Origin of the sequence: Rhodococcus sp. 05-2255-1e (assembly GCF_002259025.1) — a bacterium.
GTDB lineage: Bacteria > Actinomycetota > Actinomycetes > Mycobacteriales > Mycobacteriaceae > Rhodococcoides > Rhodococcoides fascians.
In genome coordinates this window covers 219,030-233,660 of the sequence record NZ_NOZE01000009.1, presented here as the reverse complement: position 1 = coordinate 233,660, position 14,631 = coordinate 219,030, and the positions used below count along the sequence as shown (strand labels likewise).

The window sequence follows — 14,631 nt, the reverse complement described above, 5'->3', positions numbered from 1 at the left end:
TTCGCTCACGATTACTAAGGTGATGGCCGTGACGACAGGGAACCCAGGCGGCGGCCAGTTCGATTTCGCGCATTCCGAGCAGGCCGCGAAGAGCCGACAGGACAAGGCGACCGCTCTGGCGCGCTACGTCTGGGAGCGCGGCATCAGCGGCGCGGAACTGCTCGATCTCACCGACGCCGCCCGTCGAAAACTGGCCCGCGCAGCGGACCTGCATCCACCGAGCACGATGGAAACGTGGACCATCGTGGCCGAGTTGCTCGACCGCAAATCCGCGTGGGCGGCCGAGCACCCGGGTCACGACGGGGCGACGCCCCAGCACGCCGACGAGAAGATCATGTGGGTCAAACCGCCGATCACCCCCTGGACCTAGACGAGCGAGTCCTCCCACGCCTCGTGCAGGTGCGCGAAGCGGCCCTCTCCCGCAATGAGGTCCGCCGGGGTGCCGTCCTCGACGATGTTCCCGTCCGCCATGACGAGGACGCGGTCCGCGATGGCCACCGTCGACAAGCGGTGCGCGATGATCAACGCCGTCCGGCCCTGCAGAATCGTTTCGAGTGCGCGCTGCACCAACCGCTCGCTCGGGATGTCGAGACTCGACGTCGCCTCGTCGAGCACGATCACCGACGGCGCAGCGAGGAACACCCTCGCGAAGGCCACCAATTGCCTTTGGCCCGATGACAATCGGCCTCCGCGTTTACGCACGTCGGTATCGATCCCTTCGGGGAGCGAGGCGATGAACTCGGTCAGTCCGACGGCCTCGGCGGCAGCGCGGACCTCGGCGTCCGTCGCGTCGGGGCGTCCGAGGCGGATGTTGTCGGCCACCGAGCCGGAGAACAGGAAGGACTCCTGTGTCACCATGACGACGTTGCGGCGCAGGTCTTCGTCGGAGATGTCGCGCATGTCGATGCCGTCGAGTCGCACGGATCCGGCGGTCGGATCGTAGAAGCGCGCCAACAGCTTTGCCAGCGTCGACTTTCCGGCTCCGGTCGCGCCGACCATGGCAACCACCTGTCCCGCCGGCACGTGCAGCGAGAACTCCGGCAGCACGACGCGCTCGGTGCCGTAGGAGAAGTGCACGTCGTCGAACGTGATGTCTCCCTTCACCGTTCCGATCGACACCGGGTTTTTCGGGGCAACCACCGACGGCTCTTCCTCGAGTACGCCGGAGATCTTCTCCAGCGCAGCGGCGGCCGACTGGTAGGCATTGAACACCATCGCCAGCTCGTCGAGCGGGCCGTAGAACCGGCGAAGGTACAGCACGTACGCGGCGAGCACGCCGACGTCCATGTGCCCGTTGATCACTCGCCAGCTACCGAACACCAGGATGATCGCCAGAGTGACGTTGCCGATCCACCGAACGATTCCGGTGTAGCTCGCCATGCCACGCAGGGCCGCGGTGGTGGCGTCTCGGTACTCCGAGTCCTCGGTCTCGAGGATCGCGTCGTTGCGACCTTCACGCCGAAAGACCTGTACGGCACGGATTCCGCCCATCGACTCCACGAAATGAACCACCACACGCGCGATCGCCACCCGTGTTCGACGGTATCCCTGGCGTTGGCGTCGCTGTGACCACCGGGTGACGAGCACCAGCGGTACGAAGCCGGCGAGCACGATCATCGCCATCGGAACATCGAGATACACGAGGATGACGGCAATCGAGACCATCGACAGGATGGCCGTCAACGCGTCGTTGAGCGCACTTTCGAGCAGTGTCTGCAACGACTCCACGTCACTGGTCAACCGCGAGATCAACCGTCCCGACGTGTATTTCTCGTGGAACGACAGACTGAGTTTCTGCGCGTGGTCGAACACGCGTCCACGAAGGTCGTAGAGAATGTTCTGACTGAGTCGGCCCGAGACGGTGAGAAACGCGTAGGTGGTGAACATTCCGAGCAGGCCGAAGCCGGTGTATCCGCCCACGGCCCACAGCAGCGGACCCCAATCACCCTGTCCGGCAGCACCGACGCCGTTGTCGAGGGCGTAGGCGACGAACAGCGGGCCGGCCACATAGGTGATGTTGTCGATCAGGATGATGACGAAAGACAGCAGGGCCTGCTTCTTGTACGGGCGCACCAACGAGGCGAGCAGCCGCCGAGAACGCCCGGCCAACACCAGGTTTCCGGTGGCGTCCACCTCGGAGTCCTCGCCACCCACTCCCCGCCAGTCCGCGGTTGCGGTCTGCTCAGCCATGGATCGACCCCATCACGTCGCGGTACCGCGGCGACGTCGCCAGCAGTCCCTCGTGCGTTCCCTGCTCCACAATTCTTCCGTTCTCCAGATACAGCACCCGGTCGGCCAACGCCGCAGTCGACGGCCGGTGAGCCACCAGCAACGTCGTCGAATGGGCCAGCACGCGACGTAGTTCCTTCTGCACTTTCGCCTCGGTGTCCACATCGAGTGCAGAGAGCGGGTCGTCGAGCACGAGCACCCGAGGCTTGCCCAGCACCGCACGGGCCAGTGCCAGACGCTGCCGCTGCCCGCCCGACAGACTCATGCCCTGCTCACCGATGCGCGTGGCCAGGCCCCACGGCAGCCGGTCGACGAATTCCGTTGCGTGGGCAATCTCCAGCGCCTCGGTGATCTCGGCATCGGACGCGCCGGGAGAGCCGAGCGCGATGTTCTCCCGCGCACTGGCCGAGAACAGCACCGGATCCTCGAACGCTACCGACACGATCGAGCGCAGATCGGCCAGCCGCATCGACGCCACGTCGATACCGTCGATCGAAATGGTGCCCTCGGTAGCGTCGAACAAACGAGGAACGAGGTTGGTCAGTGCCGTCTTTCCGCTGCCGGTGTTGCCGACGAGCGCGACGGTCTCCCCCGGCTCGACGACGAAACTGACATCGGTGAGCAGCGGCGAGGACGCGTCGGGAAAGGTGAATCCGACGCGGTCGAATTGCACTCGGCCACGGATCGTGTCGGGCAGTTCGACGGGGTCGTCCGGATCCGTCACGGTTTCGGGGGTGTCGATGATCTCCCAGTACCGATCGGCTGCGGTACGCGCATTGTTCAACTCCGCCAGCAGGTATCCGAAGGATTCGATCGGCCACAGCAGGAACGTGACGATGGCGATGGCAGCGACGAGCGTGCCGACCGTCATCGTGCCCTGCACGATCGAGTAGGTCCCCACGGCCAGAATCGCGCCGATGGTGATCGGCTGCAGTCCGACGATCACCGCCCAGATGATCGCGAGATAGCGCACCTTCTTCAGCTCGGTGCCGCGAAGAGTGTAGGCCTGACGCAGAAACTGCTTGCCCAGGTGCGCACTTCGCCCGAACGCCTTCAGAACGCGGATGCCCTGAATGGACTCCTCGACCGTCGTCGTCACATCGCCCGCTTGGTCCTGAGCATCACGCGCGACGACGCGGTACAGCGTCTCGAACCTGGTGCAGGCGATCACCAGCGGAACCGATGTCACCAACATGATCAGACCCAATTGCCATGCCTGAACGAGCAATACACCGATACCCACGACGAGCGTGACGGCATTGATGATGATGAACGGACCGATGAACGCCATGAACCGGCGCAGCGACCCGAGATCGGCGATGGCACGGGAGAGCAGCTGACCCGATTCCCAACTCTCGTGCGCCGCGACCGACAGCCGTTGCAGCTTGTCGAATACCGTTGCCCGAGCACTGATCTCGAATTGGCTCGATGGGCGGGAGACCAGGTATCGACGCACCCAGATGCCGGCCGCGTCGATGGTGCCGAGCAGCAGGATCAAAGCCGCGGGCCACCACACCGCGGAAAAGTTGCGGTCGGCGATGGGCCCGTCGATGACGCGTTGCATCACCAGCGGAATGATGAGGCCGGTCAAAGTCGCGATGAGCGAGACCACGATGGAGCCGATGTAGAACCACTTGTACGGGGCCAGGAACGGCGCGAAACGCTGCAGCGACGTGGGTGTCCGCGCAGCATTCGGGTTCGGCTCAACGACGGTTGGGGCTTCGGGGTCGAGCACACCCGTGGACACGTGTTGTTCTCCTTATTGCGGTGCCCGAATGATTTCATTGCTCAGGCTCAGTTTCCAACCTATTTTCGGCGGCGTGCATTCCAGTGTGGAACCTCGAGCGCGGTCGAGGTCAAGTTCGACCGACGCTCAGCTTGTGGACCTTCAGCGCACCGGCTCTCGAGTAACGTGAAACCGTCGGGCGAGGGAAGGGCACACGTGAGCACACGGTCGATGGTCGGGTTGTTCGCCGGTATCGGCGGGCTCGAGCTGGGGTTGGCCGAGGCAGGCTGGACGACTCAGCTGTTGTGCGAGATCGATCCGGGTGCCGGCGCGGTGCTGTCGGCGCGCATGCCGAACGTTCCGCTGCACACCGATGTCACCACACTGCGCAGCCTGCCCACCGGCACCGAGCTCGTGGCCGCCGGCTTCCCCTGCCAGGACCTCTCCCAGGCCGGACGGACGGCAGGCATCACCGGGGCTCGCTCCGGGCTGGTCGACGAGGTGTTCCGGCTGGTCTCACGTCGCCGCGGCCCGCGGTGGCTGTTGATGGAGAACGTGCCGTTCATGCTGCAACTCGGACGTGGCGCAGCGATGCGACACATCACCGACGCGCTAGAGGACCTCGGCTACATGTGGGCCTACCGCGTCGTCGACGCCCGTGCGTTCGGGTTGCCGCAGCGTCGACAGCGCGTGGTGATGCTGGCCTCGCGCACCGACGATCCGCGTGAGGTGCTGTTCTCGCAGGATGCCGGGCCGTTGCCCGACGGCGATCCGAGTACTGCGCCCTGCGGCTTCTACTGGACCGAGGGCACCCGCGGACTGGGCTGGGCCGTCAACGCCGTCCCCACCCTCAAGGGCGGCTCGTCCCTCGGCATCGCCAGTCCGCCGGCCGTGCGGTTGCCGTCCGGGGAGATCGTCACGCCCGGCATCATCGGGGCCGAGCGGCTGCAGGGGTTCGATCCTGACTGGACGCTGCCCGCGGTGGAGCGCGCCGGAGTGCGTACCGGGCATCGCTGGAAGCTCGTCGGCAACGCCGTCAGTGTGCGGATGGCGTCGTGGGTGGCCGGTGCACTCGACGACCCGAAGCCCTACGACGTCGCAGGCGACACCGCATTGCTGCCCGGTCAGGCCTGGCCGACGGCCGCGTGGGGCCGAGACCGCGCGAGCTTCAAGGTGACCGTCTCGACCATGCCGGTGCACGAACCGCCCGAGGACCTGATCGACTTCCTGGACGACTCCACCCTGCTGTCAGCGCGAGCCACGGCCGGGTTCCTCAAGCGCGCGCGAGCCGGCAACCTCCGCTTCGCCGACGGTTTTCTCGACGACCTCGACGCCCACCTCGAGCGCATGGGTGGGTACACGCAACGGGTGTCGGTGTGAGCGCGACACGCCCCGCCACCGACGCGAAAACCAGTGCACGGCTCAGTAAGCAACGCCGCCGCGACACCAAGCCAGAAGTGGCGCTGCGTCGAGAGTTGCACCGACGAGGACTGCGCTATTTCGTCGACCGCGCCCCGCTGAAGGGCATGCGGCGTCGAGCAGATCTGGTGTTTCCCCGTCGCAAAGTGGCGGTCTACGTCGACGGTTGCTTCTGGCACAGTTGCCCCGTCCACGCGACGAAACCACGCAACAACGCCCAGTGGTGGGCCGACAAGCTGGCTGCCAACGTGGCCCGCGATCGCGACACCGACACCCGCCTGATCGAGGAAGGCTGGCGCGTCGTGCGGATCTGGGAACACGAGGACCCGGTCGTCGCCGCCCAACGCGTCGTCGATGATCTTGCTGCAGATCCGATAGTGACCGACTGAAACCCACAGCACTCCCCGCGCGTCCAACCTGATGATCGGTCGATTCGAGTCGGGGGATGAGGACAGTGCGTAAAAGTTGGGTGCTTGCGGTGATGGCAGCGGCGATGTCGGTATCGACCAGTGGATGCGCGGTGGTGTTGCTCGGCAGCGCATTCCCCGCCGGCAGTGCGTCGCCTGTGGGGCAGAACCGGTACGGATTCGAGATGTCGGAGGCAGACCGCTATCTGGCCGACTCGGCGGCCTTCGTCCGCAGCCTGGATCCCTGCGGCTTCCTCACCGAGGACGACCTCACAGCTCTCGGCACCGTGGTGCAGCTCCGGCCGGACGGCGAACTGAGTAGCTGCTCGGCAGAAGTCAACCCTGGGCGATCGGACGCCACGGACTCCGTGTCGATCAAGCTGAACGGATACCAGCCGACGCCGGCCGACCCGAACTTCGAGCAAGTCACGATCGGCGACGAACAGGTGTACCTCGACGACGCCTCCCGAGGGACGTGTCGCGTCAGCTTCCCGCTTCGCGACGAGTTCGACGGCACCACCTCCGGGCCCATGGACGATGTTCTCACCGAATCCGGTCGTAGTTTCGCCACGATCGACGTCTATCTTGCTGACGGGGACGCCTGCAGTGCAGCGAAATCCGTAACCGAGACCGCACTCGGCCTCGTGAGCGATCCCCCACTACGTGCCGATTCCAGGTACAACCTTCCGTTGGCCACGAAGGATCCGTGCAGCGTTCTGGAGCATCTGCCCGAGACCTGGACGGTCGACCGGTGGAACCCTGCCGCGGATCCGTACGGCTGCCACTTCGAGGCGTCGTCTGCGACGTTCGAGGACAACCTGGTACTGCTCGACGTCGCGCTCACCTACGACGACAGCGACTTGCGTTCGACAGATCGCGAGAAGATCCGGCAGGGCGGTTACACCGTCGAGACTCGCGACTCGGATTCGGTGTGTTCGGCCGACATCGTGTTGGGCAACCCCGTTCTCGGCCTGCCCGGTAACGACGACTCAGCCGCGCGTTACGCCCGCACGGTTCCCGAGCTGTCCGTCATGGCGGACGACTGCGACTCCGCCGTCGCGCTGGCGGTGGCAGCTGCCGACGAGCTCACTGGTTAGCCTTGGTCGGTGCGCTCGAAAACCGAAGGTGTGGATATCCGCCGAGTAATCGCGGTGGTGTTTCTGATCCTCGCCGGTTTGCTGTACTCCGCGTGGGTGGCCGAATTCTTCCTCGATACCGGGCTCGACCCGGCTCGATCCTTCCTCAGCGAACTCGATGCCCGCGATCAGCCGTACCGCGAATTCTTCTCCACTGCAGACGTGGTCACGGGTTCGCTGATGATCCTCGCCGCCGTGCTCGGTTTCCTCGTCAGCCCTCGCCGACGGCTCGTCGTCACCGGCTGGGTGGCGTCGGGCATCTTCGGTATCGCCACCATCGCCGACGCGAAACTGCCACTCGAGTGTGTGGCCGCCGACGATCCGAGCTGTCCGATCGAGCCCAGCGGGTTGTTCCCCCAGCTTCATCATCTTCATGCCCTGACGAGCACCATCGCGGTGTTCGCGATTTTCACGGTCATGATCGCGTTCACGCTCGCCGCATTCCGCTATGGGGCCTATCCCCTGCTTCGGACGCTCGGTGTCGCGGTACTGGCCATCACGGCCCTGGCCACGGCGTGGCTGTTGATCGCCGACAACCTTCCCGGCGATCACGGCCTCGGTATCGCTCAGCGGGTGCAGGTGGGCGGGATGTCGGCGTATCTGGTGGTGCTGGGGTGTGCGCTTAGACTCGGCGCATGTCCTTCACCGCGACAGCACTGAACGGGTCCAAGGTCGAGCAGTACCAGCAGCTCGCCGAGCAGGCCAGGGGCCTCGTCTACGAGGAATCCAACCTGATCGCCAACGCCGCCAATCTTTCTGCGTTGGTCTATCACGCTCTGCCCGAGGTCAATTGGGTCGGCTTCTACCTGTTCGACGGCACCGAACTGGTGGTCGGCCCGTTCCAGGGCCAGCCTGCCTGCGTTCGCATCGCGCTGAGCAAAGGGGTCTGCGGCGCTGCCGCGACCACCCGCGAGACACAGCGAGTGGCCGACGTTCATGCCTTCCCCGGCCACATCGCGTGCGATGCCAACACTCGCTCCGAGGTCGTCGTTCCGCTGTACCAGGGCGAGAAACTGATCGGTGTATTCGATCTGGACAGCCCGATACCCGATCGCTTCGACGCCCACGATCAGGCCGGCCTCGAAGCGATCGCGGCGGTGTTCCTCAGCTCGCTGGAGTAGAGCCTGCGGAACGACCCGGGTTTGCTGGAGTAGAGCCTGCTGCCGCCTCGAAGAACCAGGCCATGACCAACGCACCGGGGTCGACGACGCCTCGCGCGGCCTCACCGACATAGCTGGCGCGGCCGCGGTTGGCGGTGATGTCCTTGGTCGATTCGGCTCCGGTCTTCGCGGCGTCGGCGGCATCCTGCAGGGTGCCGCTGTCTTTCTCGAGCGCGTCGACAGCCGGGGCAATGGCGTCGATCATCGTCTTGTCGCCCACGCGGGCTCCACCGAGTTCGGTGATGCTGTCCAGTCCGGCCCGCGCGGCCGCTGCGACAGCCGCGGCAGATGGCTCGGATTCGAGCATCGTTCGGTAGAACTGGCGGAACCAGATGCCGAACAGTGCACCGGACGTACCGCCTGCGTGGCCGAGGTAGGCCTCGCTCACGGCTTCGAATACCGTTGCTGCCGAATAGGTTTCCTTGATCGCGTCGAGGTCGAGTTGTTCCAGTGCGGCCACCATGTTGGTACCGAAGTCGCCGTCGCCCGCCTTACGATCCAATTCGGTCAGAGCGGGCTCCTCGTCGAGTACCCGCTGGGCCCACGACCCGATCCACTCCGAGACGAATGCCGACTTCTCTCCGGTGTCGGACGGCGAGAACGTCGGCCCGAATGCGCCGCGCTCGCCCACCGGTTTCGCACCTTGGCTCTGCGCGTTGGGCCAACCGGGCGCATCGGTGGGGGCGTCCCAGAGTTCGAGCATCTCGTCGTCGGCGCGCACCAGAGTGATGGACGCTCCGCCCATGTTGAGCGCGGTGACAAAACTTCCGACGAGTGAGCGGGTTATCTCGATGCCCTTACCCGCGAGGTACTCCGAGAGTTCCCCGAACAGCAGATGCAGTTCGAGCGGGTGCGTTGCGCCGAGCCCGTTGACGATGGCGATCACCGATTCGCCCGAGTTCAATCCGAGCGAGCTCACGATGGGCTCGGTCAGCTTCTCGACGACCTCCTGAGCAGGCAGCCGGGACACCCGGTCGGTGCCGCGCTCACCGTGGATACCGATGCCGAGTTCGATTTCCTCCTTGGGCAGTTCGAACGACGGCCCGTCGGCACCCGGTAGCGTCGGCGGGTTCAATGCGACCGCCATACTGCGCGCGTTCTCCGCTGTTCGACGCCCCAGCGCGACCACCGCCTGCAGGCTGTCGCCACGTTCTGCCGCTGCGCCGCACACCTTTTCGACGACGATGGTCGCGGCAGTGCCACGGCGACCCGGGCCGTCCTCGCTCTCGCTGGCCACGTCGTCGTCGACGAGAACGACATCGGCCGCAATACCGTCTTCCTGCAACAACTCTCGGGCGATCTTGAAGTTCATCACGTCGCCGGTGTAGTTCTTCACGATGTGCACCACTCCGCCGCCGGAGTCCACGGCCTTGGATGCCTCGTGTACTTGGAGGGCGTTCGGTGACGTGAACACCAGGCCGGGGCACGCGCCGGTGAGCATGCCGCGACCGATGAATCCGGCATGCATCGGCTCGTGGCCCGATCCGCCACCGGACAGCAGCGCGACTTGACCGTCGGAGATGCGATAGCGACGGGTGAGAAATCCGGGATCGGCGTGCCAGGTGACGTCGTCGGTGGCGGCCACGAAGCCGCGGAGGGCGTCGGCGACGAATGTTCGAGGAGAATTGGAGAACATTCCTTCACACTAAGCCTCCATTGTCGGCTTCGGTGAGCTGCCGGGCCGCCGCGCGTCTACAGTCGCGAAGATGACCACCGAGACCTGGGCTTTCGACGCATCGGACGGCGGGCAGCTGGCTGTTCGGACGGATGTCACCGGGAGGGCATCCAAGATGGGGCATCGACTCACGATTGCGGTGACCTCCTGGACCGCGACGGTCGAGTGGTCCGGGGACGCCCCCACCGCGGTGTCACTGACCGCCGAGGTCGGCTCACTCGAGGTGATCCACGGCGAGGGCGGACTGACACCGCTGGTCGGGCCGGAGAGGATCGTCGCAAAAGCCAACGCACTCAAGACCTTCGATGCCAACCGGTACCCGACAATTCGATTTCGTTCGGAGGAGATCACTGCCATTGCCTCCGGATTTCGCTTGGCGGGTACCGCCGAGATACACGGGGTCTCGAAGGAGATCACCGTGGACGTGGACGTCACCGACTCCGGCGACAGATGGCAGATCGGTTCCGAAACTACTGTGCGTCAAACGGATTACAAGATCACGCCGTATTCGCAGATGTTCGGAGCCATGAAGGTGGCAGACGAAGTGACCGTGACATTCAACGCCGAGTATCTCAAGCCCTGAGCCTTCCCAATTCACCTGCAATGGTGGACACTACGGCGGTGAACCGAAATCGATGGACGATCGGATCGTGCGCATCGGCCCTGGTGTTGGCCGTGGCCCTGACCGCGGGCTGCAGCAGTCCGGCGACCACGTCCCCGGACGGACCTCCCGGAGTGAACGTCAACGGAGTGGGCGAAGTCCAGGGCGCACCGGACACGTTGACGACTCAGATCGGCGTTCAGGCCACAGCCGAGGACGTCACTGCCGCCATCGAACAGGCCAATGCTGCGGTTACCGAGGTGACCGACGCAGTGATTGCTGCCGGCGTCGCGCGCGAGGACATTCAGACGCAGCAGGTGTCGATCGATCCGCAGTACTCCGGAGCACTGCCGGGCGGCACCTCGGCCATCTCCGGATATCAGGCCACCAACACCTTGCAGGTCACGGTGCGCGACCTGTCGAAGGCGTCTGCAGTCCTGGGCGACGCCACCTCCGCCGGTGGCAACGCGACCCGAATCTCCGGGGTCTCGTTCAAGATCGACGACGATTCCGAGCTGATCACCGATGCCCGGTCCAGGGCGTTCGCCGACGCCCGCGATCGCGCCGAGCAGTATGCGTCGCTCGCAGGCGGCGAACTCGGTGACGTTCTGTCGATCACCGAGTCGATCACCGGTCAGGAGCAGCCGACGAGCTTTCGCGACTCCGCTTCGTTCGACACGGCAGTGCCCATCGAACCGGGACAGCAAACCGTCAGCGTGTCCGTGTCGGTGAAGTGGGCGCTGAACTAGCGCAGCGAGTTACTGCCGCTGCAACTATTGCTCCACTGAAGAGGTTGCATACCGGGGATTCGCCGACTCGAGCCCGGGAGTGGAGCACAAGTTGCAGGACCACCACGCGCGGGCTCAGCCGGCCGGCGGAGGTGGCAGCCGGTAGTTCACCGGGGTCGCCGAGAAATCCACCGGATTTCGGACGCCCTCGGCCACTGCCCCTGGAACCCCGATGCGTGGTTCGAGACCCAACGATTCCGCGAACGCGAATGCCTCCTCGATGGAATTGACCGGCCCGGCGGGAACGTGCCGCGCCATCAGTTCTCGATACCAGTCGTCCGCAGTACGCGTCTGCAACGCCGTGTTGAGCAGGTCGACCAACTGATCTCGATGTTCGACGCGAGCAGAATTGGACGAGAAGCGTTGATCCGCAGCCAGATCCGGGGTACCCAGCACGTCGACCAGCGCCTGAAATTGCCGATCGTTGCCCACGGCCAACGCGAGCGGTCGATCGGCGGTCTCGAACACCTCGTACGGCACCAACGACGGATGCTTGTTGCCCATGGGAACCGGTACGACCCCGGCCCCGAGGTATGCCGCCGACTGGTTGCTGAGTGCGGACAGTACCGACGCCATCAGCGAGGTGTGCACCCGCTGACCCGCACCGGTGTTCGATCGATGATGCAGTGCGGCAAGGATTCCGCTCAGCGCGTGCAGACCGGTGACGATATCGACCATCGCCACGCCCACTTTCGTCGGCGTGGATGCGTCGGGGCCGGTGACGCTCATCAGCCCGCCGACGGCTTGGACCACCAGATCGTATCCAGGAAGAGCAGCACCGCCGCCGGTACCGAAACCGGTGATCGAGCAGTAGATCAGGCCAGGGTTCGTCTGCGCGACAGCCGAATAGCCGAGACCGAGCCGGTCCATCGTTCCGGCGCGGAAGTTCTCGATCACGATGTCTGCGCCCGCGACGATCTCACGGGCCTCGGCCACACCGCTCTCGGACTGCAGGTCGATGAACCGAGACGTCTTGTTCCGATTGACCGAGTTGAAATACGTTGCGGTACCGGCAGAATCGTACGGCGGACCCCACAATCGGGTGTCGTCGCCGCTGCCGGGCCGCTCGATCTTGATCACGTCTGCGCCCATGTCGCCGAGCATCATCGTCGCGTACGGTCCGGCGAGCACACGAGAGAAGTCCGCGACCACGAGGCCTGCGAGCGGACCGGTGGCGTCTGTCATCGGTCCACTGTATTGCGCGGCCGGCTGCAGTTCAGTTCAGGTCCGGAACGAACGCTGCCAGGACAGCAACCATCGTGTCCACGATCTGCTCGATGGGTGGACGAGGCGGAGCAGTGCGGGACCAGTCGGAGACGATCTCGGTGAGCGCACCGAGGAATGCCGTTGCGGCCAAGCGGTATCCACCCGGGGGAACGAAATCGGAACCGACTTCCGAGCGCAGGGTGTTCTCGAAGAACTCCACCCACTGCGCACGACGGCGCGTCCGATGCTGTTCGACGGCATCGCTGACACCCAGCATCTCCAGATAGGAGATGCGCGCCCGACGTGGGTCACCTCCGATCGATCCGACCAGGGCCGTCATCGCTGCGACGACCAGAGAGCGACGATCACGGTCGACCTGCTCGTCGAGTGCGGCGACGACGGCGGCCAGCGCGTCGTCTTGGATCAGGTCGTAGACGTCCACGAGCAGCGCCTCACGGTTGGCGAACTCACTGTAGAACTGACTGCGCGCGAGGCCTGCCGCGGAGCAGATATCCGCCACCGAGGTGGCGGCGTACCCGCGTCCCCCGATGACCTCGATAGCCGCGTGCAAGAACCGAGCTCGTCGATCGGCTTTCCGAACAGCGGAGGATCGTCCGGCGTAGGTGCGGCCCTGATCATCGGCGACAGTCACCGAGGGAGTCTACAGGCGACGCACCGCTCGCAGCCCCGCTGATCGGTTCCATCACGACCCGATCGGCTTCCCGAACAATCCGGCGATTATCTCGCCGACGGCCGCGACGAACGTCGGGTGTGCACGCGTGTCGAGCGCCATCGAGCCGACATCGTTCGTCCGGCAACCCGGTTCCACCGGAACACCGGCAAATCGGTCGCGCATCCACAACACCGCACTCGGAAACGCGATCAGCTCCAAGCTGATGTGCTCACTGAAATGATCGCGGGTGTAGGTGACGTCGGCACCCGGACGGCTGCAGTACGACTCGACCATCGCGTTGACCGGCCCGATCGGCACCAGCCAGTCCGGGTTGGAATGGTAGACGTAGAGCGGCATGTTCGGAGTGGTGCGGCCGAGCTCCATCGCAGACAGCGCCTTCTTCACCACCGGTTGCTGGATCGGGTCGCCGTCGGTGTGCAGCAAGCCTTTCAGGTTGACGAACGGCAGCAGCGCCGACGAGTAGCCGACACAGAGGTTGTCCTTGGCCGCGAACAACGTCCTACCGAACGGGTCGACGTGTTCGTCGATGAAGGCGGCCAGCTCGGGACTCTCGCGGCTGGCACCGATGATGCCGGCGGCCACGATGCCCGATCCCAGGGTGTTGTTCGCGTTGTCGACCAATGCCCCGAGTTCGGCCGGGGTGCCGCCCTCGGTGACTCCGACGATATCGAGCTCAGGGGCGTAGTTTTCGGCCAGTTCTGCTGCGTGCCCGGTGGCGATCGCGCCACCGGAGTAGCCGCTCATCCCCACCTTGGTGGCCTCCCCGGCCAACTGCATCGGCGCGAAATTCTCGGCAGCTCGGATGCCGTCGAGTGTGATCCGGCCGGCGACCGGCCCGGCGGCGAACGAATTGTTCGGGCCCTGATGATCGGGTACCGACACCGCCCATCCTTGCGCCAACGCTGCCTGCACTTCGAGGAATTGAGCGCCCGACGTCACCGCGCCGGTCACCGGCCAGGGGATGGCACCCGCTCGCATCGCGTACGACGGAGCGCAGTAGGCCGCGAGAGAATCCTCGGCCACCTGGATGGAGATCAACGGACGCGGTGCCGCAGGCACTCCACGCGGCTTGATGACCGTGGTCACGGCGGCGATCGGCTCGTCGCGCCCGTTGTTGGACCGGAACGACAACTGCCACGCGTCGACCTGTGTGGGAATGATGTTGAGAGTAGCCAGCTCGACGGGCCGTGCGGCGATGATCTGGCCCGGCGCGGCCGCTGCCACCACGTCGGCGGGAGGAAGGTAGAAGTCGGTGTCGAACTCGGGAATCTTCGGCCACGTGAGCGGCGGCAGAGGCGGCTGAACCTCCACACCGGCCGGACCGCTGGATTCGGGTTCAGCGGAAGCGGGGCTGGTCGTAGCGGCAACGGCGGCGGCTACGGTCGCCACACCGATCGCTACCCGCAGCGTCCAAGATCGGGCAGAAGACACAGCTGTACTCCTTCGCGCCGGACAACGGGGTCCACAGGACGCGCGCCCGGCGACATTTCGTACAGCGCATCCGACGATCTTGGACACCGATGTCCGAGATGGTGCTCAGAACTGTAGAGCGAAGTGGCGTGGATAACAATCCCCGGCTCGAAAAGAATT

14 protein-coding genes are annotated in these 14,631 nt (G+C 65.2%); 8 read left to right on the top strand and 6 right to left on the bottom strand.

The genetic code is table 11. The annotated features are described in order from the left end of the window. Positions 1–28: 28 nt before the first annotated feature. Entirely contained in the window at positions 29–370 is a 342-nt protein-coding gene (locus CH262_RS04380; RefSeq protein ID WP_256988708.1) for a hypothetical protein, read from the top strand. Here the strand turns inward: CH262_RS04380 and CH262_RS04375 are convergent. Then, positions 367–2,190 carry an ABC transporter ATP-binding protein gene (locus CH262_RS04375; protein ID WP_032373324.1) on the bottom strand — a complete coding sequence of 608 codons (1,824 nt, stop codon included), beginning with the start codon at positions 2,188–2,190 and terminating at the stop codon, positions 367–369. The genes CH262_RS04380 and CH262_RS04375 overlap by 4 nt on opposite strands. Continuing rightward, positions 2,183–3,976: an ABC transporter ATP-binding protein gene (locus tag CH262_RS04370; protein WP_094717028.1), complete on the bottom strand. Its 1,794-nt coding sequence runs from the start codon at positions 3,974–3,976 to the stop codon at positions 2,183–2,185. The genes CH262_RS04375 and CH262_RS04370 overlap by 8 nt, the downstream gene beginning before the upstream one ends. Positions 3,977–4,186: 210 nt before the next feature. Here CH262_RS04370 and CH262_RS04365 point away from each other — a divergent pair, with 210 nt between their 5' ends. Genes CH262_RS04365 through CH262_RS04345 form a run of 5 tightly spaced genes read left to right on the top strand, consistent with a single transcriptional unit; the run spans position 4,187 to position 8,038 of the window. Further along, a complete protein-coding gene (locus CH262_RS04365; RefSeq protein WP_176456770.1) occupies positions 4,187–5,335 on the top strand; it encodes a DNA cytosine methyltransferase in 1,149 nt (382 codons plus the stop codon). Continuing rightward, positions 5,332–5,763 (top strand): very short patch repair endonuclease, encoded by a 432-nt coding sequence (locus CH262_RS04360; RefSeq protein WP_094717026.1) that lies wholly within the window; start codon positions 5,332–5,334, stop codon positions 5,761–5,763. Before CH262_RS04365 ends, CH262_RS04360 begins: the two co-directional genes overlap by 4 nt. A 56-nt stretch (positions 5,764–5,819) precedes the next feature. Beyond that, on the top strand, positions 5,820–6,878 hold the full coding sequence (locus CH262_RS04355; RefSeq protein WP_143547062.1) for a hypothetical protein: 1,059 nt from the start codon (positions 5,820–5,822) through the stop codon (positions 6,876–6,878). 9 nt (positions 6,879–6,887) lie between these two features. Next, the gene (locus CH262_RS04350; RefSeq protein WP_256988707.1) at positions 6,888–7,577 is read left to right on the top strand and encodes a DUF998 domain-containing protein; all 690 of its coding nucleotides are present in this window, start codon (positions 6,888–6,890) and stop codon (positions 7,575–7,577) included. Next, positions 7,553–8,038 carry a GAF domain-containing protein gene (locus tag CH262_RS04345; RefSeq protein ID WP_094717021.1) on the top strand — a complete coding sequence of 162 codons (486 nt, stop codon included), beginning with the start codon at positions 7,553–7,555 and terminating at the stop codon, positions 8,036–8,038. Before CH262_RS04350 ends, CH262_RS04345 begins: the two co-directional genes overlap by 25 nt. Here the strand turns inward: CH262_RS04345 and dhaL are convergent. Beyond that, positions 8,022–9,713 carry a dihydroxyacetone kinase subunit DhaL gene (gene dhaL, locus CH262_RS04340; RefSeq protein ID WP_094717020.1) on the bottom strand — a complete coding sequence of 564 codons (1,692 nt, stop codon included), beginning with the start codon at positions 9,711–9,713 and terminating at the stop codon, positions 8,022–8,024. The genes CH262_RS04345 and dhaL overlap by 17 nt on opposite strands. A gap of 70 nt (positions 9,714–9,783) precedes the next feature. On the opposite strand from dhaL, the gene CH262_RS04335 reads away from it, so the two are divergent. Beyond that, the gene (locus CH262_RS04335; RefSeq protein WP_032368659.1) at positions 9,784–10,335 is read left to right on the top strand and encodes a YceI family protein; all 552 of its coding nucleotides are present in this window, start codon (positions 9,784–9,786) and stop codon (positions 10,333–10,335) included. 38 nt (positions 10,336–10,373) lie between these two features. Beyond that, positions 10,374–11,102, top strand: coding sequence for an SIMPL domain-containing protein (locus CH262_RS04330; protein WP_230592852.1), 729 nt, complete (start codon positions 10,374–10,376; stop codon positions 11,100–11,102). Positions 11,103–11,216: 114 nt separating this feature from the next. Here CH262_RS04330 and CH262_RS04325 read toward each other — a convergent pair whose 3' ends face one another. From CH262_RS04325 to CH262_RS04315, 3 genes are read right to left on the bottom strand one after another with little or no spacing between them, the layout of a single operon-like run. Then, complete coding sequence (locus tag CH262_RS04325; RefSeq protein WP_032368660.1) at positions 11,217–12,326, bottom strand: CaiB/BaiF CoA transferase family protein; 1,110 nt, start codon at positions 12,324–12,326, stop codon at positions 11,217–11,219. A gap of 31 nt (positions 12,327–12,357) precedes the next feature. Then, positions 12,358–12,999, bottom strand: a complete 642-nt coding sequence (locus tag CH262_RS04320; RefSeq protein ID WP_094717018.1) for a TetR/AcrR family transcriptional regulator — start codon at positions 12,997–12,999, stop codon at positions 12,358–12,360. Positions 13,000–13,050: 51 nt separating this feature from the next. Further along, positions 13,051–14,472: a lipase family protein gene (locus CH262_RS04315; protein WP_256988706.1), complete on the bottom strand. Its 1,422-nt coding sequence runs from the start codon at positions 14,470–14,472 to the stop codon at positions 13,051–13,053. Positions 14,473–14,631: the final 159 nt, after the last annotated feature.